Annotated in this window: 22 protein-coding genes; 6 read left to right on the top strand and 16 right to left on the bottom strand. The window is 41.6% G+C overall.

The genetic code is table 11. The annotated features are described in order from the left end of the window. Window positions 1–18: 18 nt before the first annotated feature. A complete protein-coding gene (locus AEQ18_RS05060) occupies window positions 19–1,494 on the bottom strand; it encodes a UbiD family decarboxylase (protein ID WP_054115271.1) in 1,476 nt (491 codons plus the stop codon). A gap of 108 nt (window positions 1,495–1,602) precedes the next feature. Continuing rightward, window positions 1,603–2,481, bottom strand: a complete 879-nt coding sequence (locus AEQ18_RS05065) for a LysR family transcriptional regulator (RefSeq protein ID WP_054115272.1) — start codon at window positions 2,479–2,481, stop codon at window positions 1,603–1,605. Between the two features lie 137 nt (window positions 2,482–2,618). Between AEQ18_RS05065 and AEQ18_RS05070 the strand changes: the two genes are divergently transcribed. Continuing rightward, window positions 2,619–3,347 carry a DUF554 domain-containing protein gene (locus AEQ18_RS05070; RefSeq protein WP_054115273.1) on the top strand — a complete coding sequence of 243 codons (729 nt, stop codon included), beginning with the start codon at window positions 2,619–2,621 and terminating at the stop codon, window positions 3,345–3,347. Window positions 3,348–3,404: 57 nt separating this feature from the next. On the opposite strand, the gene AEQ18_RS05075 is transcribed toward AEQ18_RS05070, so the two are convergent. Further along, complete coding sequence (locus tag AEQ18_RS05075) at window positions 3,405–3,941, bottom strand: hypothetical protein (RefSeq protein ID WP_054115274.1); 537 nt, start codon at window positions 3,939–3,941, stop codon at window positions 3,405–3,407. A 142-nt stretch (window positions 3,942–4,083) separates the two neighbouring features. Further along, complete coding sequence (locus AEQ18_RS05080) at window positions 4,084–4,503, bottom strand: MerR family transcriptional regulator (RefSeq protein WP_054115275.1); 420 nt, start codon at window positions 4,501–4,503, stop codon at window positions 4,084–4,086. A gap of 124 nt (window positions 4,504–4,627) precedes the next feature. Between AEQ18_RS05080 and AEQ18_RS05085 the strand changes: the two genes are divergently transcribed. Next, the gene (locus AEQ18_RS05085) at window positions 4,628–5,659 is read left to right on the top strand and encodes an SDR family oxidoreductase (protein WP_054115276.1); all 1,032 of its coding nucleotides are present in this window, start codon (window positions 4,628–4,630) and stop codon (window positions 5,657–5,659) included. 86 nt (window positions 5,660–5,745) lie between these two features. Here AEQ18_RS05085 and AEQ18_RS05090 read toward each other — a convergent pair whose 3' ends face one another. The 6 genes from AEQ18_RS05090 to AEQ18_RS05115 form a co-directional block, all read right to left on the bottom strand. Beyond that, on the bottom strand, window positions 5,746–6,336 hold the full coding sequence (locus AEQ18_RS05090) for a DUF3885 domain-containing protein (RefSeq protein WP_054115277.1): 591 nt from the start codon (window positions 6,334–6,336) through the stop codon (window positions 5,746–5,748). Between the two features lie 126 nt (window positions 6,337–6,462). Beyond that, entirely contained in the window at window positions 6,463–7,476 is a 1,014-nt protein-coding gene (locus AEQ18_RS05095) for an ABC transporter substrate-binding protein (protein WP_054115278.1), read from the bottom strand. A gap of 5 nt (window positions 7,477–7,481) precedes the next feature. Next, the gene (locus AEQ18_RS05100) at window positions 7,482–8,252 is read right to left on the bottom strand and encodes an ABC transporter ATP-binding protein (RefSeq protein WP_054115279.1); all 771 of its coding nucleotides are present in this window, start codon (window positions 8,250–8,252) and stop codon (window positions 7,482–7,484) included. A 5-nt stretch (window positions 8,253–8,257) separates the two neighbouring features. Beyond that, complete coding sequence (locus AEQ18_RS05105) at window positions 8,258–9,331, bottom strand: FecCD family ABC transporter permease (protein WP_054115280.1); 1,074 nt, start codon at window positions 9,329–9,331, stop codon at window positions 8,258–8,260. Between the two features lie 283 nt (window positions 9,332–9,614). Next, on the bottom strand, window positions 9,615–10,133 hold the full coding sequence (locus AEQ18_RS05110) for a VOC family protein (RefSeq protein ID WP_054115281.1): 519 nt from the start codon (window positions 10,131–10,133) through the stop codon (window positions 9,615–9,617). Between the two features lie 205 nt (window positions 10,134–10,338). Continuing rightward, a complete protein-coding gene (locus tag AEQ18_RS05115; RefSeq protein WP_054115282.1) occupies window positions 10,339–12,993 on the bottom strand; it encodes an HAD-IC family P-type ATPase in 2,655 nt (884 codons plus the stop codon). 679 nt (window positions 12,994–13,672) lie between these two features. Here AEQ18_RS05115 and AEQ18_RS05120 point away from each other — a divergent pair. Together AEQ18_RS05120 and AEQ18_RS05125 are read left to right on the top strand one after the other, a co-directional pair. Next, complete coding sequence (locus AEQ18_RS05120) at window positions 13,673–14,608, top strand: bile acid:sodium symporter family protein (protein ID WP_054115283.1); 936 nt, start codon at window positions 13,673–13,675, stop codon at window positions 14,606–14,608. Between the two features lies 1 nt (window position 14,609). Then, window positions 14,610–15,713 carry an iron-containing alcohol dehydrogenase family protein gene (locus AEQ18_RS05125; RefSeq protein ID WP_054115284.1) on the top strand — a complete coding sequence of 368 codons (1,104 nt, stop codon included), beginning with the start codon at window positions 14,610–14,612 and terminating at the stop codon, window positions 15,711–15,713. Between the two features lie 157 nt (window positions 15,714–15,870). Here the strand turns inward: AEQ18_RS05125 and AEQ18_RS05130 are convergent, their stop codons facing one another. From AEQ18_RS05130 to AEQ18_RS05150, 5 genes are all read right to left on the bottom strand, one after another. Next, on the bottom strand, window positions 15,871–16,254 hold the full coding sequence (locus tag AEQ18_RS05130; protein WP_054115285.1) for a DUF7006 family protein: 384 nt from the start codon (window positions 16,252–16,254) through the stop codon (window positions 15,871–15,873). Window positions 16,255–16,479: 225 nt separating this feature from the next. Continuing rightward, window positions 16,480–16,848, bottom strand: coding sequence for an LPXTG cell wall anchor domain-containing protein (locus AEQ18_RS05135; protein WP_054115286.1), 369 nt, complete (start codon window positions 16,846–16,848; stop codon window positions 16,480–16,482). A gap of 49 nt (window positions 16,849–16,897) precedes the next feature. After that, window positions 16,898–17,470, bottom strand: a complete 573-nt coding sequence (locus tag AEQ18_RS05140; RefSeq protein ID WP_054115287.1) for a hypothetical protein — start codon at window positions 17,468–17,470, stop codon at window positions 16,898–16,900. 25 nt (window positions 17,471–17,495) lie between these two features. After that, the gene (locus AEQ18_RS05145; protein WP_200908893.1) at window positions 17,496–18,023 is read right to left on the bottom strand and encodes a hypothetical protein; all 528 of its coding nucleotides are present in this window, start codon (window positions 18,021–18,023) and stop codon (window positions 17,496–17,498) included. Between the two features lie 41 nt (window positions 18,024–18,064). Beyond that, on the bottom strand, window positions 18,065–21,256 hold the full coding sequence (locus AEQ18_RS05150) for a BspA family leucine-rich repeat surface protein (RefSeq protein ID WP_054115288.1): 3,192 nt from the start codon (window positions 21,254–21,256) through the stop codon (window positions 18,065–18,067). Between the two features lie 420 nt (window positions 21,257–21,676). Between AEQ18_RS05150 and AEQ18_RS05155 the strand changes: the two genes are divergently transcribed. Together AEQ18_RS05155 and AEQ18_RS05160 are read left to right on the top strand one after the other, a co-directional pair. Further along, complete coding sequence (locus tag AEQ18_RS05155) at window positions 21,677–23,143, top strand: helix-turn-helix domain-containing protein (RefSeq protein ID WP_160316053.1); 1,467 nt, start codon at window positions 21,677–21,679, stop codon at window positions 23,141–23,143. An 81-nt stretch (window positions 23,144–23,224) separates the two neighbouring features. Continuing rightward, a complete protein-coding gene (locus AEQ18_RS05160; RefSeq protein WP_054115290.1) occupies window positions 23,225–24,700 on the top strand; it encodes a helix-turn-helix domain-containing protein in 1,476 nt (491 codons plus the stop codon). Window positions 24,701–24,768: 68 nt separating this feature from the next. Here the strand turns inward: AEQ18_RS05160 and AEQ18_RS05165 are convergent, their stop codons facing one another. Next, the gene (locus tag AEQ18_RS05165) at window positions 24,769–25,281 is read right to left on the bottom strand and encodes a GNAT family N-acetyltransferase (protein WP_235505490.1); all 513 of its coding nucleotides are present in this window, start codon (window positions 25,279–25,281) and stop codon (window positions 24,769–24,771) included. Window positions 25,282–25,393 lie beyond the last annotated feature (112 nt).

The raw sequence follows: 25,393 nt of genomic DNA on the forward strand, positions 1-25,393 counted from the left end.
CTCTTTCCTCATTCTTGCTTAATCCAAGTATTTTTGCCAATCAGGAACATCTTTGAATTTTGCACGTTCAAAATGTTCTTTCATATCAAAAGGTACTGTGCCATCAAAGATGGTTTTGGCGCTCATCCCTCTAAAACGGATCACACCTGGATTGTATTGTGGCAATTCTGAAGGATCAAGGGGATGATTACGCATGCCAGGAATCACGATCACATCTTTGTCGCCTTGGAAACGTGTGTTCAAAGTCCACATCACATCATTCATATCAAAGATATCCACATCATCATCCACCAGAATAACGGTCTTTAACTCTTTGAATGCAGAGAGCGCCAAAATCGCTGCTTGACGTTGAATGCCTTCATCCGCTTCATTTTCTTTGTGGATTTGCATAATGGTCATCAATTTCCCGCCACCTGCTGGTGGATTATACACATTGACGACTTTCCCTGGGATCGCTTTGTCTACTAGACCCAAAATACTTGCTTCTGTAGGGATGCCCGCCATAGATACGTGTTCTTCACTTGGACCGATCGTTGTTTGCATGATTGGCTTGTCTTTTCGGTGCGTCACTGCTTTGACTTTGACCACATTGACACCTGGATTGGCATCACCTGTGTAGCCAGGGAATTCTGGCATTGCTTTGCCTGTATGGGTATTGATATCTTCTTGCATGGTTTGATTAGGCATGATCTCAGCTTCGATCACGAACTCAGCACGGGCGATGCCCACTTCATTCACAGCGACACCATCTACCAGTTGTACAGGTTCATTTCTCAAGGCGCCTGCTACCCACAATTCGTTATAGCCAAGGGGCGTGGTTGGTGGTTCAAAAGTCGTACCAATCGCGATGGCTGGGTCTAAGCCGATATTGATCGTGATCGGCATAGGTTGATTCAATGCTTCGAATTGTTTTTGGAAATGACCAATATGGCGACCGCCAGGCATAATGTACATGCCAATCGTGTCTTCATCTTCTAGCACCATCCGATGTATCGTCACATCACTCATTGTTTTATCAGGATCTGACCCTAAAACAACCCCTAAAGTAATATAAGGTCCGGCATCTTCTTCAGTATTGGTCGGTGCTGGAATCAATTTTCGGATATCGAAACCTTCATCAGTCGCTAGATGAACGACTTCTTGGACCGGTGCTTCTTCTTTTGCGACTTTGATTGGTTTGATTGGATTTTCGACTGATTTTTGTAGTAATTGACCTAAGGTACGATAGTCATGATGTAAAATCTGACCCACCCGTTTACGGCTTGCCATAGTACCGATATTGACCCGCATCCCAGGAAAACCTTTGATGTTATTGAACGTCATGGCAGGTCCTTCTTGTGTCGGACGTTGAACGGTACCACCAGCACCAATATAGCGATAAACCCCCGATAATTCTGCTTCAGGATCCACTTCAACATCTGTTTCATGATATTGGCCAGGCAGTTGTTTTAATTCCTCGATCACTTTACGTAAATCATAAGGTGTATTTGACATGATTGTGCTCCTCCTTCTTCGTTTACAACCTTATGATATAAGGCTTGCACGAAGAGAACAATTCACTTTCAGTCACTAGCTATTCCATTTTGGAATAGGCGCCCCTTCTCAGTTCACTTCTTCCTTGATATACTGCCATAACAGCTGACTCGCCAAAGAATGACTATTTTTTGTCCGAATAAACGAAAGGTAACTCTTTTTCGTAGGGGTGATCGGCACAATGGCGACACGATCGACCCAATATTTGTCGATACTTTTTTCCATAAGTAGTGACACGCCCAATTCACGTTCTATCATATTCAGCAATAAGTCGATTCGGGCACTGCGAAAGCTGATTTGCGGATCAAACCCCGCTTCATGGCAAAGATCGACCATAGGTTGATAGATCAAAGTATCTTCTTCTAAGGCAACAAATTGTTCCATACCCAAATCAGCAAGGGCGATCTTTTTTTCATTGGCTAGCGGATGGTGTTTCGGCAAAACAGCGACAAATCGGTCTTCTTCAGTCAACAACATCTCGCATTCAGCCATGGTACGGCTAAAGGTGCGGGCAAAAATCACATGATTCTGTCCGCCTTTCAGAAATGGCAGCAATGCGTTGCCTTCACCTTCCTTCAACTGCACATCGACTTCTGGGTGGCGCTTAAGAAATTTAGTGATTAGTTCAAATCCATAGTAATTGGCCATCGTCGGAATCGTCAGCATCATCAAAACCAAACTATCTTGAGACAGTTGTTCGCTCAAATGCTGCTGCATTTGCTGATATTGCATGACGATTTCTTGTGCATGAGGCAGCAGAAGTTCTCCTAATGGATTAAGGCTGATTTGGCGATGGGCCCGTTCAAACAATGGCGCGCCAACTTCTTTTTCCAGCGCAATGATTTGTTTTGAGATATTGCCTTGGGTCGTAAATTGTCGTTCAGCGGTTTCTGTATAGTTCAATGTTTCAGATAAATCGATAAAAATCTCAAGTTTATGAATATCCATTTTTGGCGCCTCTCATCTATTCCATTTTAGAATACTTTATCATGATTTTTGAATTGTTGCGAAAATTTTCTTTGGTACAATAAGCACTGTCAGATGTACTTATTGTACCTATTTTATTTATTGAAGGAGCGAGTTTCATGCCTACAGGAGTCATTATCAATGCGTTATCCGTCTTACTCGGCGGACTACTTGGCGGTTTTTTAGGTGAAAAATTGCCAGAGAAATTCAAAACAGAAATCAATTTGGTCTTCGGTGCTTGTTCGATGGCAATGGGGATTTTTGCCATTGCACCAATGAAATACATGCCTGCTGTCATTTTTGCGATGGTTATTGGTACTGGATTTGGATTGGCGATCCACCTAGGGGATATCATCAATAAAGGTGCCCGCATGATGCAAAAGCCAATTGCCAAAATCGTGCCAAACGAAAGCATCAGTCTAACAGAAGATGAATTCATGAGCACATTGATCACAGTTATCGTCTTGTTTTGTGCTAGCGGAACGGGGATCTACGGTAGCTTAGATTCAGGTATGACTGGTGACAGTTCGGTTCTGATCGCCAAATCTATTCTAGATTTCTTCACTGCTGCTATTTTCGCTTGCAACTTAGGATTCGTCGTATCAGTCATTGCTATCCCACAATTTATTATCTTTTTCTTGTTGTTCTTGTTGGCAAAATTCATTTTCCCATTAACCACCCCTGATATGATTTTGGATTTTAAAGCCTGCGGCGGTATCTTGATGTTAGCGACTGGTTTTCGCATGATCAAAGTCAAAATGTTCCCTGTTGCGGATATGATTCCGGCAATGGTTTTGATTATGCCTTTCAGTTGGATGTGGGTCAATTGGATCTTGCCATTGCTATAAAATATACCTTATATATCAATATGCAAAAAAGCTGACCGCCGAAAGGGTCAGCTTTTTTTAATCATTCGATGCCGTTTCAATACCAATATACCGGATTTCTGCTTTTTCTTTATATTCTTCAGCAGACTGTGGGTCTTTTTGAATCGCCTTGATGATCTCTTGATCATCTGTCGCAACAAACAAGCCCACCTCATTGCCATTCGCTGTGGCATACGGTATATACGCAGCATAGGCTAAATCACTGGTGACCATCCCACCTACAGAAAGATCGTCCATTTTGGTCGACTCGACTACCCCATCTTGCCCTTTCCCTTTTAGTCCAATGGTTACTGTCCAGTCCCCTGTATAGTCATTAACTAGCTCTGCATTGCTCAACCAAGTTTTCTTTTCCTCGTCAGGCGTACGCGTAGTCACTTGAAAGGTACCAGCTGCTTCTTTGACCAAAAATGTCGTCTGTGTATCATCGGTTGCTTCTACATACGCTGATAAAGTGCTTTTATTGCCAAACATATCTGGGAAAACCCAACGCATACCACCATATATTAACAAACCTACAATTAATAGACACGCTAACCAACCCAACCATTTTTTCATGTACTTCCCCCTTTTTTGTGCGATCTATTGTTACTGTTCAGTATACGTTCTCATATGGTATTTATCAATCTTTAGATCATAAAAATATTTTAAAAGCAAATTAGAGAAATGAACAAAAAATAATACATAAAAAAGCAGTCCCTCAAAAATGAAGGGCTGCCTTTTCATTCTCCGTATACTCCCGCATCTCTTGTAAAATCTGTTCCGCATGCGGATCTGTATAGATCTCCAGTTTATGGTCGATTTCTACCAAATTCTCTCTTAACTTTGTCATCTCGTCCTCGATCTTTTTACGATGTGCCTCCATCAACACCCGACGTTGTGGGGCTGTTTGAGGCCCTGCCATACAATAGTCGATATACTTGCGGATCTCTTTGATCGGCATACCGGTATTTTTTAAACAGCAAATCGTATGGATCAAAGATAAATCAGACTCTGTAAATGCGCGATACCCAGAGGGATTTTTGACCACAAAAGGCATCAAACCTTGTTTGTCGTAATAGCGCAAGGTGTAGACAGATAGATCAAACATTTCGGCCACTTCTTTGATAGAATAAGTCATTGATTTCGCACCTTTCAAAAATTTTCAAACATTCCCCTTTCCCTAGAGTATACTCTAGGGTTTACAATTTGGCTATCAATAAAACAATCATTCACAGTTCGCTTAAATTTAGGAGGAAACAGATATGAAAGAAACAGTATTGGTTACCGGCGGCACAGGTTTTTTGGCTTCCCACATTATTTTTCAGTTATTACAAGAAGGCCATACAGTGAAAACGACCGTTCGGTCATTGAAGAGTCAAGAAAAAATTTTGCGTACGATGGCGGACAATGGGATTACCGCATTAGATCAACTTTCCTTTGTCGAAGCAGATTTGGCCAAAGATGCTGGTTGGCATGAAGCGATGGCTGATTGTACCTATGTATTCAGTGTGGCTTCTCCAGTTTTCTTTGGCAAAGTCACCGATGAAGCAGCAGTGATCCGTCCTGCAACAGAAGGCATTATCCGTATTCTTCAAGCAGCAAAAAACAGCCCTGTCAAGCGTGTCGTCATGACATCCAATTTTGGTGCAGTCGGATTTAGCAACCTGGACAAACATTCGACAACGACAGAAGCCGATTGGACAGATCCTGAACAACCTGGTTTATCTATCTATGAAAAATCAAAATTACTTGCCGAACAAGCCGCTTGGGCTTTCGTTGCAACTGAGAAACCAGCGTATACCTTTGCGACTGTCAACCCTGTTGCGATATTCGGTCCATCTCTAGATCAGCATGTTTCTGGTAGTTTTACGTTGATAGACACATTATTGGCTGGTGCCAACAAACGGTATCCGAATATTCCTTTGAACATTGTGGATGTGCGAGATGTAGCAAAGATCCATTTGCTGGCCATGTTTACTCCAGAAGCAGCCGGTCAACGTTTTATCGCTTCTTGTGATGGTCAAATTTCAATGAAGGAAATGGCATCGATCATACAACATCAACGGCCACAATTGGTTTCACGTGTAACAACCAAAGAAATTCCGCAATGGGTCATTCGATTTGGTGCCTTGTTCAACCATCAAGCAAAAGAAGGTGCTCTCTTTTTGAAAATGAATCGCCAAGTCAGCAATCAAAAAGCCAAAGCTGTTTTAGGATGGCACCCATTAGCAGATAATCAAACAGCACTTTTGGCAGCTGTGGATAGTTTGATTACGGCTGAAGACAATAAGTAAGCGCAGCAGCAAGAGAAAAAGAACAAAGACAGGTTATCTAACACAGATATGTATCTGATGATAGACAACCTGTCTTTTCATTTTTCTCAAGGAATTGATGCAAATACTTGGTCAATTGCATAGCGGTCATATGCTAAAATCCAATCATTGAATCTTTGATAGATTGCCTTTTGCTGCTGAAAATGATCAGACCAAACGTCACAGCCGCGATCATCATAGATGTTCAAAAGGATCTGTTTTTTGGGTTCATAGAAAACAACTGCATTTGTGATCCTCATCTTACCTGGCTCTATAAAATCTTGATAACAAATACCGTCAATCACTTTAGTTCTTCTTAGATTAGCAACCGATGTTTCGACCACAGTAACGGCTGTTGTAGCCATATGGTCATTTTTAAAAGCATCTGTCATGAAATGATCCACAATCTTGAACTGTTGATGATACAAAAATTTCCTAAAACGACTATTCTTCCCACAGGCATCATCAAACAAAATCAGTTGTATACACGCTGAATCTCGAAAGATGTCTTCAAATATTCGGTGCGCCCGTTGTTTTCCATTTTCTATCTGCTGATTATAGTTGCTTTCACTCCCATGGGCCAATTCAAAGCGGAGATTCTCTCTTAGCGAATAGGTATGGTGAGATTGCAGATAGATGTTACGAAGGACTTGATTCATGTTTCCCCTCCATTCAACCCATCAAAGATGGGATTGTTACCAACATGATAGCACATAGACAGTCATGAAAAAACAGCTCGGCTTTCACACCAAACTGTTCATGCGTTCTATTCACTTTTTTTGTGTTTACTTCGCCATCTCATCAACCAATTGTTCTAACCCCGTCAAAGCTTGATACCCATATCCAAATAGATAATTGTAGTCTAGTGCATAGACTTGTTTGTTCTTGATGGCTTTCATGCTGGACAATTTTTCATTGTCGTACAAGCCTTGAATGATCTCATCCCCAGAGACACTGCCCTCGATCGTTGACCAATCTCCTACGATCAAGACATCTGGATCTGTTTCAATCAACGTTTCAACACTTACTTCACCTGAATAATCTTTGAAGACATTGTCTAATTTGATCATTTCAAAGTTGCTATTAAAGAAAGATTCATCTTGCGCTGCGTAGACACTGACCACACTCGGGTCAGACATGAATAAATGCGCGAAGGTTTGTACTTCTTTGTCTGCCACTTTGTCTTCTAATGCTGCTTGGCGATCTTTCAATTCTTGCTCAAATGCTGCAGCTGCTTCTGGCACATCAAAGATTTTGCCTAAGTTCTCTATATCTTTGTAGACAGAGTCAAACGTCGCCCCTGTAACGGATGTTTCTTGGACATAGGTTGGGATCCCCATCTCATTCAATGAGTCAACCGTCCCCACACCCCAGTCTTGGTTGTCAAATAACCCACCCCGACCATAAATCATATCCGGATCCACGCTCAACGCAGTTTCTTTGCTGATATAATCACTTCCTAAATCATTTAATTCGGCATATTCATCCGCAACAGATGCGTCAGCTGCGCCAAAAGTCGCGCCTACACCGGCAATTCGGTCTTTCAATCCTAGGTGCAGCAACAATTCAGCTGCTGGCTGTGAATTGGCCAAGACTTTCTTTGGTGCTTCTGTAAAGGTCTGATCTTTTGCTGTCCACTCTGTGCCGCCTTCTGCTTTTGTAAAATTGCTGATCGTTAATGGATAGGTGCTTGCAGCCTCACTGGACGTGGATGCTGCTGTATCGCTATCATTACTCCCACAAGCACTCAATGTCATCATAACCAATCCTAAGCCAATCATTTTACCCCATTTATTCATTTACACTACTCCTTCTCAAAATAATAATGAAAACCTAAGCCGCCGGTGATCGGATGGTGATAGATACTGCACTTTACCCCATAGATTTCTTCGATCAGACTTTCGGTCAATAACGTTTCTGGTGTACCGCAACCAATCACTTGCCCATCTTTTAACGCATAGATGATGTCGCAATAATTGGCCGCCTGTTCCAAATTATGCAAAGCAGCCAATATGCCGATATTCAATGCTTTGACTGTTTCTAAAATATCCAATTGGTATCTGATATCTAAGTGATTGGTGGGTTCATCAAGAATCATGAATTTCGGCTCTTGCGTGATGGCGCGCGCTAAGACGACCCGTTGTTTTTCTCCACCAGACAAGGATAGATAACTGCGTTTTTTGTAGCGGCTTAACCCTGTTTTTTCGAGGGCTTGCTCGACCAGATCGACATCTGCTTGGGTATCTTGCTCCAATAGTGATTTGTGGGGCGTCCGCCCCAAAAGAACCATCTGTTCCACTGTGAGATCAAAACTTAATTCATTGAACTGGCTGACAACACTTACTTTCTGCGCCACTTTTTTTTCTGTGCTTTTTAAAATATTCATGTCCCCAAGGTGGATCTCCCCACTGTCAGGTTTCAATGTTTTGTATATAGCTTTCAATAAGGTGGATTTGCCGCTGCCATTCGACCCTATTAAACCGACAAATTGTCCTTCTTGTGTTTGCACCGAGATATCCTTTAAAATCTGCTGATCACCGATTGTGAGATTGAGTGCATCGACTGTTAATTTCATCCACTTTAACCTCCAAAGTTATATTGTCGTTTGACAATAATATAAATAAAAATCGGTGCACCGATAATGGCCGTGATGATCCCGATCGGTAATTCTACACCATGCAATGTGGCACGAGCGATCACATCCGCCCAGATCAAGAAAAGGGCACCGGTCAACGCCGTCATCGGCATCAATAAACGATGATCTGAGCCGCTGACGCCACGTACGATGTGGGGGATAATCAATCCCACAAAACCAATCATTCCGGAATTAGCCACAATAATACTGGTCAATAATGCGGCCAAAATCATATAAAGGCGTCGATAAAACGTCAGTTTGACCCCCAAAGTCGACGCGACTTCATCTCCCAATAACAACGTATTCAAAATACGGTATTGCGATAAGAAAAAGACCGTAACGATCGAGACGATCAACACAATGAACGTCAACTTGTTCCAAGAGGCCGAGGCCAAACTACCCATTGACCAAAAAGCCACCGTTTTCATTCCTTCAGCATTGCTGGCTAAGTAGACAATCAAATTCGACACTGAGCTGCATAATGCACTGACAATTGTGCCTGAAAGAACGAGCTTGGTAGAAGTCATTCTCCCGCCAATACTGGAAAGGACCAGGACCAAAATAGTCGCCAGACCCGCCCCAACAAATGCACCGAAAGAAAGGCCCAATTGCAGAACCAGTGCTGAACCGCCAAATCCAACCAAAATCGCGAAAGTTGCACCTAGTGAAGCACCTGAAGAAATACCTAAAATATATGGATCTGCCAAGGGATTTTGTACGACTGCTTGCATCACAGCCCCACTGATCGCCAGACCCATTCCAACGAAAATCGATAACAACACCCGTGGTGCCCGCACAAACCAAACAATATTGACGTTGGCTTCTGATAATCCAGCTATACTGCCATAAAGGCCTTTGCTTAATTTGTAAAATAAAATTTGGTACACTTCACCGATTGATATATCTGCTTGACCATTGGCCAAGGCAATTCCTACAGATAGTAATATAGCCACTATCAGTAGCGCAAAAATTGTGGTGGACACGAACCACCGATTTGTTTTGATTATTCCGACCGACATGTATTTATCCCCTTTGATACCCAGCAACGATAGACAATGTTCTGTGTATGATTGTGCAAACGCATATGAGAATCTAATAATTGCAAATGAGAATCACTCTCAATGATTGAGTTTATTATAAGTAAAAGCCTCACAAATGTAAATAATTTTCTGAAAATTCACTAATAAATATTTCATTTACCTGTTATTTACCAAGATAGTCCCTATCTTTGACCGCAAAAAAAAGGCACGTACCAGACTGTGCCTTTTTTATATGCTGCTTTATATTGGATCGTTTCTTTACTTAGACATCCCATTTTCTTCGCTCTGCCTGTGCCAAATAGGGTTGCGGTGTCGGATAGGCAATCAATTCGATCGTTGAGCCCCATGGTGTTCGACAATAACAGAATTGGTTGCCCGCACCAGCTTCGATCCCGCCTAAATCAGTGGGATCCGCATTTCTTTTTCCACCGGCAGCCTCAACTTTCGCTACTGCTTCTTGGATATCATCCACCTTGAATGCGACATGCTGCCAGCCATAATCAGAAGGGGCGACTGGTCCGGCTTGATTCGGTCCAACAAATTCGAATAATTCGATTTGCGGGCCATTCGGCAAACCAATCATACGAATGGCCCGTTCTGCCATATCGTTTGGAATACCTAAGCGTTTTTTGGTAAATGCAGCATCCTTGATCGGCTCTGTTTTTTTGTACGTATCATAAATAACAGTTGCATCCAAAGCCTCTGAAAAAAACTGTGTGGCTTCATCTAAATTCGGTACAGTCAAACCAATATGATCGATGCCGTGCATATTATTGTTCATGATCCTCCCCCATTCTCACTTTTTTCAATCGTTCCTTTTCATAGTGCACAAGAAGGAATGTATCTGTCAAACATAAAACATCGCGTAAAAATGCATTTTTTTTACTGTAAACAAATAAACAAACCCTTTATTGATGCAGGGTTTGTTTATTCTTGGGTCTGTTTTGATCCACGATCACATAAGATAGATCAAGTCAGTTGTTTCTTTAATCAGCAGTTCGCCGATGCCGCAGCCATTTGTCTAATTCTGTCACCAATAGAACAATGATTCCTGATGCAATAGCAATCAGCCACCCCGTAAGATCCATATTGGCGGTATGAAAGGCCCGTTGCATGAATGGCACATAGGTCAACAACAATTGTAAGACCAACATGATGCCAATAATCAAAAAGGCCTTTGGATTGGTAAAAGACGCTTTAGAAAATGCTGGAGCATTGGTACGAATATTGAATAAATAGAAAATTTTACTCAAGACAACGATATTGACCATCATCGTACTGGCCACTGTTTCGCTGACACCTTGTGCCAAGAGCCAATCATGGGCAATCAGACTGATGAGTGCCATCAAGACCGATACATACCCCATTTGCCAACAATCGTGTTTCGTTAACAGCTTGTTTCCTGTTTTACGCGGTTGCCGTTTCATGATTCCTGCTTCATCTGGCTCAAAGATAAACGCGAACTGGATCGTAATCGCTGATACCATATTGATCCACAACAATTGCGTGGCCTGTAAAGGCATCTCTTGCTGCATCAAGATCGTAAAAGCGATGATCAATCCTTCTGCAAATGACGTCGGCAATAAAAAGAGGATACTTTTTTTAATATTGTCGTAAATACGGCGCCCTTCACGGATAGCATCGGACATCGTACCGAAATGGTCATCGGTTAAAATCATATCCGCCGCATCTTTCGCCACATCGGTACCGCTGATTCCCATTGCAACACCAATATCTGCTCGTTTCAAGGCAGGCGCATCGTTGACACCATCTCCAGTCATCGCAGTCACTTTGCCTTTGGCTTGCAGTGCTTTGATAATATCAAGCTTATTTTTCGGTGTTGTTCGGGCAAACACTTGGTTATTGACAGCTGCGTCTTGAAATTCAGCTTCTGTCATCGCGTCTAGTTCGGCACCAGTGACTGTCTTGATCTCTGGTGCTAAGCCTAAGGTCTCACCAATCGCTTTGGCTGTTAAGGGATGATCGCCAGTAATCATTTTTACTTGAACACCCGCTTGATTCATTTCTTTCAAAGAAGCAATCACTTCATCACGAGGAGGATCGATAATACCAGCAAGGCCAAGCAGCTGGATTCCTTGTTCAAACGTCTGATCAGTGATCTCAGCTGCTGTTTCTTGCCGATAGCCCACAGCTACAACCCGTTTTCCTTGCTCGGATAAGCGACGAACATAGGCAGTCCAATACGCTTCATCAAAAGCTGGGTCCGCTGTCTTCGCCATCGCAAACACTTTGTCAGGGGCGCCTTTAAGGAAGAGCAGGCGTTGTTGGGCTTGGTCTTCCACGAGTTTTGCCATATAGCGATTGTCCGAATCAAAAGGCAACATAGACAATTCTCGATACACAGGTGCTTCTGGATATGGATACTGCTTATGATACAGGGTCAAGAATGAACCATCCGTAGGTTCCCCATTTATTTGCCAACGTGAGGACTCATTGACCAAAACAGTATCATTGGCTTCATACCCGGCAGCCAAGAACAATGCCAATTGTTGGGTATCCTCAGCACTTTCTTGTGTCACTGGCACAAGCTTTCCTTCTGGTGCATAGCCATCTCCGGTGACATGGTATTGCTGCGTTGCAAGGATCACGTCTTTGACGGTCATCTCATTCTTGGTCAAAGTACCGGTTTTGTCTGTGGCGATCACATCGACAGAGCCTAGTGTTTCAACTGCAGGCAATGTTTTGATGATCGTATGTTTGTTCTTTGCCATATCACTGACACCCATTGCTAGCACAACAGAAGTCGTCGCCGGCAAGCCTTCAGGGATCGATCCCACGATCATCGTGACCACCGCTAACGATAGTACGGATAAAGCATATGTTTGCTGGAATAGGCTGATGATAAACAAACCTATCGCGACTGCCATGATCACATAAGTAATCCCTTTGCCTAAGCCATCGATTTCTTTCATCAATGGGGTTTTGCGTTCTTCTGCAAGATTGACTTCCGATGAGATCTGGCCAATCTCAGTTTGTTCCCCAGTGGCAATCACGATCCCCTTCCCACTGCCGGAAGTCACTGATGTTGAGGCAAATGCCAAATTGGTTCGTTCGGCTAAAGGTGTCGCTGGATCATCGATAGGCACCGTATTTTTTTCAACTGAATCTGGCTCTCCAGTTAGCGCGGATTCTTGGAGCCGTAAATTATCTGCTTCAAAGATACGTAAGTCAGCAGGCACATTATCGCCGGCTTCCAGGAAGACGACATCTCCCGGTACAACTTCTTCAGCAGGAATATCTTGACGGACGCCGTCACGATAGACAGTCGCTTCTGCCGACAGCAATTCTTTGATTCGTTCCAATGCATCTGAGGCATTGGCTTCTTGATAGTATCCGATCAAGGCATTCACGATCACAACGATACCAATGATCAATGCATCTGAGCGATGACCCATCAACAAAGTCAATACACAAGAAAACATCAATATATAAATAATCATGTTGTTGAACTGACGCAGCAATAAGCGCCATTTTGAGGTTTTTTCGACCGCCAACTGGTTCAATCCATACCGAGCCAGTCCTTCGGTCACCTGCCTATCTGTCAGTCCATCATCAAGTTGTTGCACATGATAGGTCTCGCGGGTTTCCGCTACTGTTTGTTGAAATGCTTGTTTACTCATTTTTCTCTTCCCTTTCTATTTGCGAAAATCAATAGCACAAAAAAGCCCCTTTATTTATCACAAGATAAATAAACGTGCTGGATCATTCGCTATTCAATTAGGAAGTAAGGCAACGCAAAATACATTTTCTGCTCACCATCACTCGAGTCACTAGACATTTATTTACCACCTCCAGATTTAAAGTTAGCCTCTATGATAGCGCAGTCTTTTTTGACTGTCAAGAATCCGCTTTTTCCCTCATCAAAGAACAGCTGCCTACTCGCTTATCTGATGAAACCACTACAGAACAAAGATGATGTTTTCTTGCATATTTCAGAAAAAATGACAATATTTCTCGCAAAGCTGTTGACATTTCTTATTGGCTTTTGTAGACTGAAAAGAAATTATTGTTAATATTATGAATTTTCTGACAAAAAAGGAGCGTGAAACAGATGTCGAAACGAATGCCGAATCAAGTCATTATTTTATTATTATAAACGGGACTTTTTTGATTATACATTCAAAAAGTCCCTATTCACATTGCATCTAAAAGAAGATTTCGCTTCTTTGATGGAATGTTTTTTTATACCTCAATTTGCCCTTATATTCCGTTTATTAACTGTCATGTATGGCAGATTTGATAAACGTTGACTCTATAGATGATCCTGCTACAACAGGATGCGGAAGGAAGAAACCTACGATGAAAACTGTCAATAAGATCGCTGCCTTTGTAAATAAATATTTGATCTATATTATGATTCTCCTCATGATACTCGCCTACTTCATGCCGCAACCTTTTTTGTGGATTCCACCTCGAATCACGAATCTGTTAAGCATTATTATGTTTTGTATGGGTATGACCTTGAATCTTGATGCTTTTAAAATGGTTGTTATCCAGCCAAAAGCCTTTATTATTGGCGTTCTTTTTCAATTTACGATCAGTCCATTGGTCGCCTATGGACTCGCTCAAGTATTTGGCCTCTCCTCCGGATTGATCATCGGCTTTGTCTTACTTGGCTCGGTATCCGGCGGTACCGCCAGCAACGTCATGACCTTTATCGGGAAAGGCGACGTGGCGCTGACCGTATCCATGACCACTGTTTCCACCCTTTTGGCCACGGTCGTCACACCTTTTTTGACTTACATCTTTGCTGGAAAATATACTGAGATTTCGTTTGTCGATATGCTGTTGTCTGTTTTGCAAATGGTCTTAGTCCCAATCATCTTAGGGGTCATCGTCCACCGTGTGATCCATAAGTATATCGATCAATGGCTGCAAACATTCGTCTTGATCTCCTCCGTCAGTATCCTGTTGATCGTGGCAGGAACCGTCGCTAAAAACGGTGCCGTGATCGTTCAATCCGGTGTCATTGTCATCGTATTGGTCTTGATCCACAATCTAATTGGCTACGGTGCCGGATACGGACTCAGCAGAATGCTCGGCGTCAGTGCCAAACAAGCCAAATCAATCATGTTTCAATTAGGGATGAAAAATACCGGCCTCGCGATTTCCTTAGCAAATGCGCATTTCGCGACCATCGCAGCTGCCGTGACGCCAGCTGCCGTCGGGATGGTCATCCATCAAATCACAGGACCCATCTTAGCCAATCTCGTATCAAAGAAAGAAGGAAAATAATATGAGTCAAAGTATCTTTTTGCCAAATTATACCATCGGTGCCGATGCCTACAGCGCCATCAATGATATCGTCAAATCCTATGGCACCAAAGCCGTGATGATTGGGGGCAAAACCGCCCTCGAAAAAGCCGAAACCAAGATCAAAGCGGCCCTGACAAAAGAAGTGACTGTCAACGATACCCTTTGGTATGGTGGCAACTCCACCTATGAAAACGTTGAGACACTCTTGCAAGAACCCAGTGTCCAAAATGCGGATGTCTTATTTGCAGTTGGTGGCGGCCGGGTCTGCGACACCGTCAAAGTCACTGCTGAAAAATTAGGCAAGCCCATTTTTACCTTTCCGACGATTGGCTCCAACTGTTCACCAGTCACTGCTGTTTGTGTGATGTATCAAGAAAATGGTGAAATGCAAGGCTTATTCTTCCCAACCAAACCACCAACCCATGCCTTCATCGATATCGCAATCATAGCGGAAGCCCCTGACAAATATTTGTGGGCAGGGATTGGCGATGCCTTATCCAAAGAAATCGAATCCAGCTTTTCTGCTAGAGGCGACCAGCTAGATTACACGGACGGACTGGGGATCCAAATCGGCAAAATGTGTACCGAACGCTTATTGACTTATGGTACCCAAGCGTTGACTGATAGTGCCGCCAATATTCCGTCTTATTCGATTGAACAAGTCGTTTTGGACATCATCGTGACCACTGGCTTGGTCTCCGTCTTGGTGATCAATGACTACAACTCCGCAATGGCCCATTCTTTCTACTATGGCACAACCGTCTTAGAAAAAATGGAAGACTACCTTCATGGTGCCTCCGTCAGCTATGGCGTCTTAGCCCTCTTGAAAATGGATCAGCAAGAAGCCCTGTTTGAACGAATCTATCGTTTTATGAAAGAAAATCGATTGCCGGTTTGTTTGGCGGATATGCAGCTAAATACTGACAGCGATTTAGATGCGATTTTGGACAAAGCGATGACCACCAACGACATCGTCCATGTGCCATATGAGATCACACGGGAGATGTTCAGGGATGCGATTTTGGCGGTTGAGGCGTATCATGTGGCGCAAGCTCAACACGCATCATTATTGGAAACCAGCTAATCGATTTCCGATTGAATAGTACAAAAATATCGACGCCAAACTTGTGACAGTTTAGCGTCGATATTTTTTATAGATAGAACCCTAGAGCAACAGGTTCTAGCCCCTCTTTAATGAAGATAAGCCACTGCGCAACTTTAAATATGTGTAGTTCATATTTTTACTCACTTGTTTCACTTAAATAGATGATTCCCCAAGGTGGTGTGATATTCATATTATGACCAACTAATTCTCGATAATAATAGTCCTTATCTTTTTGAACCATTTTGACAAATTCGTCTTCCCCAAAGGTGTGGATCATTTCGTCACCATCGTGCATTGGTAAGCACTCTATAATGATATGGAGTTGTGCATCAATGGCTAATAACTGTGACATTTTTTTAAATAGTGGCATATCTTCCTCATACAAGCGCTCAAATTGGTCACATAAATCTTGAAAGTAACAGTATATTTGCGGGTATTTTTCTTCACACTCATATTTAGACATATTACTATAAAAATAACTGAGATATGTTTTAGGCGAGTCAATGTTATTTAACTGCATCACTTTTGTATCCACCTTTCATGTTTTAATCATGTTTAACTGATCCAACTTAAAAAATTCTTTGACATTATTGAAACAACGTTAATCATTCAAGGATGAAACAAAAGATACGACAGTTGCCTTATTCTTTGATCTCTTAACCACTATGGTTACACCCAAATCAATGTCATTCATGTGCCAAACTTCGACCGTTCACTAATCAAAGTCCATTCTTACTTTGATACATCATTTCTCTTTACTTGCCTGTTCACATATGGCTTGACTTTCGCATACATGTTTTTTTCGAGCATAAAGAATGAACACCATTCCAATAATAAAGAAACCGATGTACTGCGGATAAGGATTCAAATATGAACCAGTTTGCGGTAATCTGCCATTTTCTGATTGAGAAATGTCGACTACAATCGTTACTTTATCATCTTCTTCAATAGGATCTTCTTCAATAACCTTCTCGCCGAGTCGTCCTCTGACAATGATTGGACGACTAGCAGCATAATTACTTGTTGTCACTCTTGCATTTGTCATCTGAGGTGAAGCAATCAACCACATACAAAACAGTATCAGAATACAGCATACCGATTTGAGATGTTTCATTTTGCTTACAACACCTTTCACCTGTAGAATTGATCGAAAATGGTTACGCTTAGTCTTCGGCTCTATTTGCTTCGAAGTTCAAGACCAAGTTGAAACTTGGATTTTGTTCAGTTGTATCCGTTGCACTTGATGTTCCAGCAAATTCGAATGTTTTTACAAAATCTGCCTCGTCTTCGCTTTCACTTGTTCCTACTATTGAAAATAGTACTTCTGGTGTAACATTAGGAAGTCCATTCTCGAATAAAGATATTCCATTGATATTTAAAGTTGCTACATCATCCATAAGATTAGCAGAATTCACATCGCTCACAGTCACGGTTACACCGACTGCTGAATGATTGGTGATACTGTACTCAGGAGATGTGATTATTTCATGCTCTGTATCAGTTGTTGTATAAAATAACGCTGTGGTTGGCAATGTAACATTGACCCACTCATCCATATTTTCCGGATCTGGTCCAATCGTTGTATTATCAAACTCTCCAATGATGCCGTTCACACGAACATCCGCTGTTGGGTCAACCAAACGGCCGTCAATATCTTGATCCGCAAAAGCTGTTACACTGCTGACCATCATGGCACCGATTGTTGCTACACTTAAAATTGCTGCTGTTTTTTTCATTTACATATTACCTCACTTTGATTTTTTAATTCTTAACGATAATCGTTAATTCAGCTTCAGTGATACCTTGTCGTTCTTTGGTATCGGGGTCATAGATATGAATCACTGCTGTGGCAGAGTAAATGCCTTCAGTCAATGGTGTTGCGAGTTGTACATTTTCAACAAATTGATTTGGATGGATCGCACCTGAAGAATAGATGACTTCCTCGCTATCTGCCAAGGAAATATCCACCGCAATCGGGTACACATTCGTGCCGGGGTTAACGATTTCAATCGATCCTGGACTCTTTCCATCTTCGAAAACAGCTTCTGGATTGATCTGTAATGTAAAGTAATTGGCATCGGCGATTTCCTGTGCCCGTTCTGACACATACTGATCGTTGGCATCTCCTACATCTGGTAATAATTCTGAACCAATGAGTGGTACTCGTGGCGTTTGTCGCATGAAATACCATAGCACTACACCGATCATGATCAAAAGAAGCCATAACCAGATAAATTTTTTCCGTTTTTTTTCTTCTTCTCTTTGCTGTTCTTTCTCCAGTGAAGTCATCCTCCTTCAATATCAAACGTTCAATCAATTACAATGGGTATTTATCTGGGAACGAAACGCAAAACCATTCGATAAGAGGGTAGAAGTGATTCTTCATAGTATCCACCTTGTGTCATCTCTTGATCCTCGATCCACATTGGGTATGGTCCATAAAAATGGCCTTGCAATTTGATTGGTTCACTTGTACGAGGTGCTAATTGCAATAGCTTTGTTTCATCCATCCGTTCATATAATGGGATCGATTCATTCACATTCTTTACACCTAATTGCAGCAGTGGCTGTAGTAGGCCATCCAATTCAATATCTTCTTCTTGTGGCCTCACAAAATCTAAAGGACTTTCACTGCTTGTTAACAAGTGGATACCTGCATCGCGCTCAACTACTAAGCGATTGACATACGCATCGACTGGAATCGTTGAATGATTCCGAATTTGATACTCTTGGCTTTCAAATTCACGATTGGACTCCTCTTCATTGTATAAAGAGGTAAAGAGCATCTTCGTTGGAATCGTCACGCGCATGTGTTCAAGCTGTGACGTGACATCAATGCTGATCTCCATCTGATACGCTTTGTTGCCAACTTCCAATATAGCCGAACGGACCCCATCTAGCTCAATATCAATAGTTAAATCAGTCGTTATGACGCGAAAGGAATCGGAGAGATCCTCATTCGTCAATAAATCCTTGGCAAATGGTTGGCTATGGGTCAAAATCAGTTGATGAAGTGCCTCTGTATCCGCAAGATCATTCACCGAGAAACGATCGATGGTAATGTTCCCTGCCTCATAAGTAATTCCTTTTATGACGGTTTCTTCCGTATAAAAGTCACCTGTGTTGTGTACAGATGGCTTCGACAATGTAATAGAAACTTCGCTACCCGTCTCTAATCGTTCATCCTCTGCTAAGTACACATGAAATGCCCGAGTCCATTCATTGTCATCCTGGTAATCGCCCCAAATGATACGAGGGGAGTCATTCTCGATAGTAATGGTTTCTCCGTTGGTGTTTTGATAAGTGACTACCCGGGTGTCAACTTCTTCTGTCATATAGCCAACAATCATAGTTGACTGATCACTAACAGGATATAACTTTGCCGTAAGTACTTTCGGCTCCATGGCTTCCCAAACATATATCCCTGGTCGACTACCATCATAATCCGCCATAAATTCTCTAGAACTGGTGTACAAAATGGGCTCATCTGTATCCGAATGGTTTTGCAGCAGCCAGTTTCCTGTGTAAAATTCATTGTTGACAATCTCCGGTAAAAGGACACTTGGAGAGAAAATCGATGCTTCTCCCAAGATAAGTTTTTTCAGATAACTCGCGCCTTCAAACATATTCTCCATGAGCGTTACATTTGTTGTATCCCAGTTCGATAAATCCAAAGATCTGATAGCACTTCCGCGAAACATCCAACCCAAATCATCCACATTGGAAATATCCCAATCAGATACATCTAATTGCTGAAACTTGGTCCCTTGAAACATTGCTCTCATTCTAACTGCCTGATCAAGGTCCCAACTTGACACATTTAAATCCTCAATTTCACTATACTGAAACATCCACGCAAACTGCTCAACATTCACAACATCCCATCCGGACAAGTCCAAATGCTGCAGACCAGTGTGACGAAACATCCCTTGCATCGTTGTTACTTTCGAAACGTCCCAATTATCGACTGCCAATGTTGTCATCTGAACACCTAGAAATGTACTATCCATATTGGTTACTTCAGATACGACCCAATTAGAAACATCTAAAGATGCCACTGCTGAATGAGCAAACATCCGCTCGATAGACGTGACATTCGACATGTCCCAATTGCTTACATCTAGTTCTCTTAGTAATCGCGTACCTTCAAACATCCAGTCCATCAATCTGACCTGGGATACATCTAGGTTCCCAACATTATTTATTATTTCCAAATCTCTCAATTGAGCAAATAAACTACTTGAAACCGCTGGTAGTAAAACACGAGCATTCACGATTATCGTATTTACTGATCCATAAGTCTTCCACGGCGCTGTTGCAACCTCCCCGGCGTCTCCACCGTAAAGAATGATTGTTTGCGTATCTTCTTTGAATTCCCATGGGACCGTTCCCCATAGGGAAAGAACGGGTTCCCATTCATAGCTGCCAGGATCTTTCTCGCCATATCCCTGCATAAAAGCAACAGAGTCTTCGAAGACATTGTCATAATCCATTACCTGATCGCTGCCTCTGCGTATCCATCTTCCCGTGTACCCATCCTCTTGGATCATTGGTAGATTCATGGCCTCAATTAGATGAAATCCCTCACCCAAAACCAAGCGCTTCAAAGATCGAGCATTTTGGAACATATTAGGCTTCGAGAAAAAATTGTCATTAGACCAAGTGCTCAAATCTAAAACTGTTATCCCACTATTTTGAAACATCCTATCAAAAGCAGTCACCGAAATCGTATTCCAACCATTTACATTCAGTGTTTCTAAGGCACTAGTATCAGAAAACATATCGTTCATTCGAGTTACATTTGAAACATTCCAATTACTTAGGTCTAATGTAGTCACACCTGATTGACTGAACATATATGACATGGATGTAACATTTGAGACGTTCCAGTTACTCGCATTTATTTCACTTAAACTAGATGTCAAGAAAAACATGGCCTCCGTAGTGGTCACATTCGTAAAATCAAGATTATAACAATGAACAATCTCTACCAAATTCCTTCGTCCTAAAAAAAGCTGTGATGAATCTCGTGGTAAGATAACTGATTCGGCTACAACGAGGCTTTCAAATGCTCCATATGTTCTCCATGGCGCACTCGCAACTGTACCGCCTTCTCCTCCATATAGCGTGATCGTTTGATTTTCTGCCTCATATTCCCACGGAACAGTTCCCCATACCCCAGTAACAACATCATCTGATCTAGCCTCTCGCTTCGCAGGCTCATTATCATTTGCAGCTGATTCATTTTCATCTGCTTCAGCGTTCTCCGCTACTGGCTCGATGACCAGAGAATCAACCGTTTCTTCTTGATTCGTTTCATGTGATCCACTTTGTTCGGTGTCTTCATTTTCTAGTTGGATGTCTTCATCAACCGAAGTTTCAGATGTTTCTTCCAATCGTGCTTCGTCTCGATTATCCTGTGTGATTTCTTGCGCAGATAAAATAGTGAATGGAAAGTAAGATACCAGGAAAAGACAGACGGCCAACAACCTGATCAGACACTGTATTTTTTTCTTTTGCACCTTATCTCCTCCTTTGTTCAGAATCTTCTTCGTATAACAAATGCCATGACAATGCATGTCTTCGTCTTGAGTACGGATTCAAATTTATCACATGATCAGATGCAGTGATACTTACGAAATGCACTGACCTGTGAAAAACATGTGAAAAACGTTGCAATATCAATCATTCGACCTGTTTTTGCTCAATATCAGCCGTTTCAATGTATTATTATTTAGTTTAAAGCAAAAAAATTACAGCATATCTATTACTTTTCAGATAGCTGTATGTTCCTTGTATTTAATTTTTCAATCATACATACGTTGTATTTCAAAACGGCATCTACTGCGAAAATGCATCTTCCTTTTTATCAAATCATTAGATGGCCAGGCAATCAACGTCAATATAAAGGAGTGAACTTGTTCTCAATGAGAGAATTGCAAATGAAGTTAATCAATGACCCTTCCACAGCCCGTTGGTTCCAATTACTCAATATTCTAGAACAAAAACATGTCGTCACAACATTAGATTTAGCAAAACAAATTGGCATTTCCCAGCGGACGATCATTACGGATATTCAGACACTAAAGAAACACTTTGGCGAAAGTGCCCACTTTATATCTAGTAAAAATGGCTATCATTTCCAAGAGCAAAATATGCCGCTATACAACCAAAAGAAGCAGGAACTTCTAGCTAATGAGCCCATTTATGAAATCATCGGCAATATTTTCTATGGAGAATTAGACAGTATTGCTGATACTGCACACTATCTCAATTATTCGCCTGGATCATTACGTAGGATCCTTTCTTCTATCCAACCGATTTTAAGGACATATAATTTAAAACTTAGCATGAATCCTATCAATATCTGCGGGGATGAAAGCAGCATTCGGAAATTCTTTTTGGACTTCTATTACGAAGGCTTTCAAACCCCACATACCCTGCATCCGCCTCAAGGATTCCACGAAGAGTTTTTACGCATGTTCGACAGCTATGGAGAATACATCGAGCTAGACACTGGTTCCCCCATTGCTTGTTTTTATTACACCCTTTATATTGTGATCGAGCGATTTAAACAAGGCTATACTGTTCAGTTGCCCCCCGCACTCGCGACCTCGGTTTACAAAGAAAAAGATTTCAACAAACTTACGCTTTTTTTGTCGCACTTAGGTGAGAAATATGGATTTACATTACCGAAGCATGAGATTGCTTGGATTCATTATACAATTTTGACGAAACGGCCAATCCGCGAGAAAGCCAGTGAAGAACTATTTTATGCACGTTTTGGTCAATGGCCAGAAATCGAGCATTTGGCTGCTTCCCTGATCACTTATCATGCGTACAGCGATTGGGACATAGAACAATTGACTATCTTTTTCAAATCTTTTTTACTTGCGAAAAAGATAAATGATGCCATTTGCCCTACGTTGAATCGCACAATGACAGACACGATCACGTCGATAAAAAAATCTCATCCAGATACATTTAGACAAAACATGACTTTCCTAAAAAAACACGTCCATGACCACCAATTCTCATCACATTTCTGGATAGATATTGCGGCCGATTTGACTGCTTATTGTCATATTTTGGCTATACGATATTCTCCAAGGAAAAATGTCTATTTTTTATTAGAAGGAGATCATTTGATCACCCAAACGATCAGAGCCCAAGCCATCTATTATTTGGGGAATAGTCATAACCTTTTTTTTATGTCCATTTGGTCATTGTCCCACGCTGTTCTGCAAGACAATCAAGTTGATTTGGTGATTACGAATTATGAGCCTTATGTGTCTGAATACCTGCGCAATAAAGACTATATTCTGACCAATACCATCCTACATAGGCATGACTGGCAAAAAATTTTTAGTTGTCTATCCTTAAGTTGGAATGACCTGCTCTATCTTTGAGCCATTTACCTTGGTAAAAAGCACTCAAATTTGATTTCACCTCACAGTCCGGCGTAAAATAAAGCCAAGGAGGTGCGGGTCATGCGAGACTTGCAATTACAATTGATCAATGACCGATCGACCGCCAGAAGATTTCAACTTTTAGCAATCATTGAACGGGAACAATTTGTAACCACTCAATATATAGCTGCACAACTTGGGGTCTCTCAGCGGACAATTTTGACGGATATTCAGCTACTGAAAGATCATTTTGGCGAGAGTGCAGCATTTGATGCTAGTAATACTGGCTACCAATTTGCAGAATTGGATATTACTACCTACAATCAAAAGAAACAAACACTCTTAGACAATGAACCCATATATGAGATTATCAGTAATATCTTCTATGGCGAACTAGATACATTGGAGGATACTGCCAATTATTTGAATTATTCTCCCGGTTCTTTGCGACGCATCTTGCAGTCTGCGCAATCTGTGCTGCGTCAATACGGCCTTATCTTTCAAATGAATCCTATTCAGATTGTAGGCGAGGAGATTGCCATCAGAAAATTTTTCTTTGATTTTTATTATGAAGGTTCGCAAACAACTCACACACTACACCCTCCTAAAGGATTTCAGCAACTTTTTTTGCAGTTATCTGAGGAAGCAAAGAACATCGAATTAGATACTGCCGTCGGCATCGCCTCCTTCTACTATCGCATCTATATTGCCTTTGAACGGTATCGTCAAGGATTTCGAGTCGCACTCCCTGAATCCCTTGAAACCATTATCTGCCAAGAAAATGATTTTGAAAAGCTGTCTCATCTCATCGCTACTTTAGGAAAAACATATGACTATAGCTTGCCAAAAACAGAAGTTGCTGCTATCCATTTCGATATCCTGACACAACGTACGGTGCGGGCCATCGACAGTGAAATACTTTTCTACGCACGCTTTGGCATCTGGCCGGAAATTGAAACCATCGCCAAACAATACGTGACTTCTTTTACTGATTCAAGTTGGGACCAAGCAACATTGCTGACTTTTTATAAATCCTTTTTCTTAAGTATCAAAATCAAAGAAGCCATTTCCCCAATACTAAACAAAACTATGAGCGATACGATCAAATCAATACGTACCAATCAAACAAATGCATTTTATCAGAATGTGTCATTTATTGAAGAATATGCAGCGCAGTTGCAACTATCCACCAAATATCGAGAAGATATAGCCACAAGCTTAACTATGTATGCAGACCTGCTTTCTCATTTTTACGCAGCAAAAAAGCAGATTTATTTTATTCTAGAAGGCGATAGTTTAACTAGGCAATCGATTATTTCTAAAGCCACGCAGTTTTTTGGCAAGCAGCATCAGCTGACTTTTATTTCTATCTGGGACTTATCAAAAGAACGCCTCCAAGAAGCATCTATCGATTTGATCGTGACCAACTACAGCCCTTATATCACAGACTATGTGGCGACCAATCCCTATGTATTGATCAACGCTATCCCGAAAGCCAAAGATTGGCAAACAATCTGTATCCATCTAGGACTAGACCCTTCCTACTTCTTTGCCTAAACAATCAAAAAGACGTGTCCGCAAGAGAATTTCTTGTCCAGACACGTCTTTGTTCTTTAGGATAGCTGTCAAATGGACAACATCAATATATTTTGCGGTCCTTTAGGCCCCTGGAGTATTCGCCCGTTCGCGACAAACTTGACTTTCTCATACAAAGCTTGTGCGGGCAAGTTGTTCTGATTGACTCCTAAAACGATTTCTTTGATGTCAGGAAACTGATTGCGCACAAAATCAGGCAACAACATTAATGCCTGCTTGCCATAACCTCTACGCAAGTAGCGTGCATCTGTTGAAAAACTGCGAAGTACGAACGCCGACGGTTCTGAGGTGTATTGCGTTTTTAACGCTCCCTCATCCAAAGCAAAAAAACACACAAGCTGATTTTTTTCGTATACTAAGATAGAGTGATGCGTCGGGGTGGTTGCAGAAATTGCGATATTGTCTTGCGGTGTGCCTGTGTATCGCAACAGTTCTTCTGTTTGCACATAATGTCTTACATCTTCATGGTAGGTAGAACGATACCCTTTTAGTTTCAAAAAAGTCACCCTTTCTTGTAAAATGATGGTATAGGCTCTCATCATTTTATTATTTTACCAAAATCTACAGGAAACTGTTGCTAAATGCTTTGTCTTGTTAAATTTTTCACACCGGCATGAAAAATTTGACTACACATGTCTGTCCCCCCTTGGTACA

The organism is Enterococcus sp. RIT-PI-f (assembly GCF_001297065.1).
Classification (GTDB): Bacteria; Bacillota; Bacilli; order Lactobacillales; family Enterococcaceae; genus Enterococcus_D.

What these genes read in the sequence shown, in the direction of transcription:
- AEQ18_RS05145 (WP_200908893.1), bottom strand. Translation starts at nt 18,023, where the DNA reads ATGACTTCACTGGAGAAAGAACAGCAAAGAGAAGAAGAAAAAAAACGG.
- AEQ18_RS05165 (WP_235505490.1), bottom strand. Translation starts at nt 25,281, where the DNA reads ATGATGAGAGCCTATACCATCATTTTACAAGAAAGGGTGACTTTTTTG.
- AEQ18_RS05060 (WP_054115271.1), bottom strand. Translation starts at nt 1,494, where the DNA reads ATGTCAAATACACCTTATGATTTACGTAAAGTGATCGAGGAATTAAAA.
- AEQ18_RS05160 (WP_054115290.1), top strand. Translation starts at nt 23,225, where the DNA reads ATGCGAGACTTGCAATTACAATTGATCAATGACCGATCGACCGCCAGA.
- AEQ18_RS05135 (WP_054115286.1), bottom strand. Translation starts at nt 16,848, where the DNA reads ATGAAACATCTCAAATCGGTATGCTGTATTCTGATACTGTTTTGTATG.
- AEQ18_RS05120 (WP_054115283.1), top strand. Translation starts at nt 13,673, where the DNA reads ATGAAAACTGTCAATAAGATCGCTGCCTTTGTAAATAAATATTTGATC.
- AEQ18_RS05130 (WP_054115285.1), bottom strand. Translation starts at nt 16,254, where the DNA reads ATGCAGTTAAATAACATTGACTCGCCTAAAACATATCTCAGTTATTTT.
- AEQ18_RS05155 (WP_160316053.1), top strand. Translation starts at nt 21,677, where the DNA reads ATGAAGTTAATCAATGACCCTTCCACAGCCCGTTGGTTCCAATTACTC.
- AEQ18_RS05100 (WP_054115279.1), bottom strand. Translation starts at nt 8,252, where the DNA reads ATGAAATTAACAGTCGATGCACTCAATCTCACAATCGGTGATCAGCAG.
- AEQ18_RS05075 (WP_054115274.1), bottom strand. Translation starts at nt 3,941, where the DNA reads ATGAAAAAATGGTTGGGTTGGTTAGCGTGTCTATTAATTGTAGGTTTG.
- AEQ18_RS05090 (WP_054115277.1), bottom strand. Translation starts at nt 6,336, where the DNA reads ATGAATCAAGTCCTTCGTAACATCTATCTGCAATCTCACCATACCTAT.
- AEQ18_RS05140 (WP_054115287.1), bottom strand. Translation starts at nt 17,470, where the DNA reads ATGAAAAAAACAGCAGCAATTTTAAGTGTAGCAACAATCGGTGCCATG.
- AEQ18_RS05080 (WP_054115275.1), bottom strand. Translation starts at nt 4,503, where the DNA reads ATGACTTATTCTATCAAAGAAGTGGCCGAAATGTTTGATCTATCTGTC.
- AEQ18_RS05125 (WP_054115284.1), top strand. Translation starts at nt 14,610, where the DNA reads ATGAGTCAAAGTATCTTTTTGCCAAATTATACCATCGGTGCCGATGCC.
- AEQ18_RS05115 (WP_054115282.1), bottom strand. Translation starts at nt 12,993, where the DNA reads ATGAGTAAACAAGCATTTCAACAAACAGTAGCGGAAACCCGCGAGACC.
- AEQ18_RS05070 (WP_054115273.1), top strand. Translation starts at nt 2,619, where the DNA reads ATGCCTACAGGAGTCATTATCAATGCGTTATCCGTCTTACTCGGCGGA.
- AEQ18_RS05065 (WP_054115272.1), bottom strand. Translation starts at nt 2,481, where the DNA reads ATGGATATTCATAAACTTGAGATTTTTATCGATTTATCTGAAACATTG.
- AEQ18_RS05085 (WP_054115276.1), top strand. Translation starts at nt 4,628, where the DNA reads ATGAAAGAAACAGTATTGGTTACCGGCGGCACAGGTTTTTTGGCTTCC.
- AEQ18_RS05095 (WP_054115278.1), bottom strand. Translation starts at nt 7,476, where the DNA reads ATGAATAAATGGGGTAAAATGATTGGCTTAGGATTGGTTATGATGACA.
- AEQ18_RS05110 (WP_054115281.1), bottom strand. Translation starts at nt 10,133, where the DNA reads ATGAACAATAATATGCACGGCATCGATCATATTGGTTTGACTGTACCG.
- AEQ18_RS05105 (WP_054115280.1), bottom strand. Translation starts at nt 9,331, where the DNA reads ATGTCGGTCGGAATAATCAAAACAAATCGGTGGTTCGTGTCCACCACA.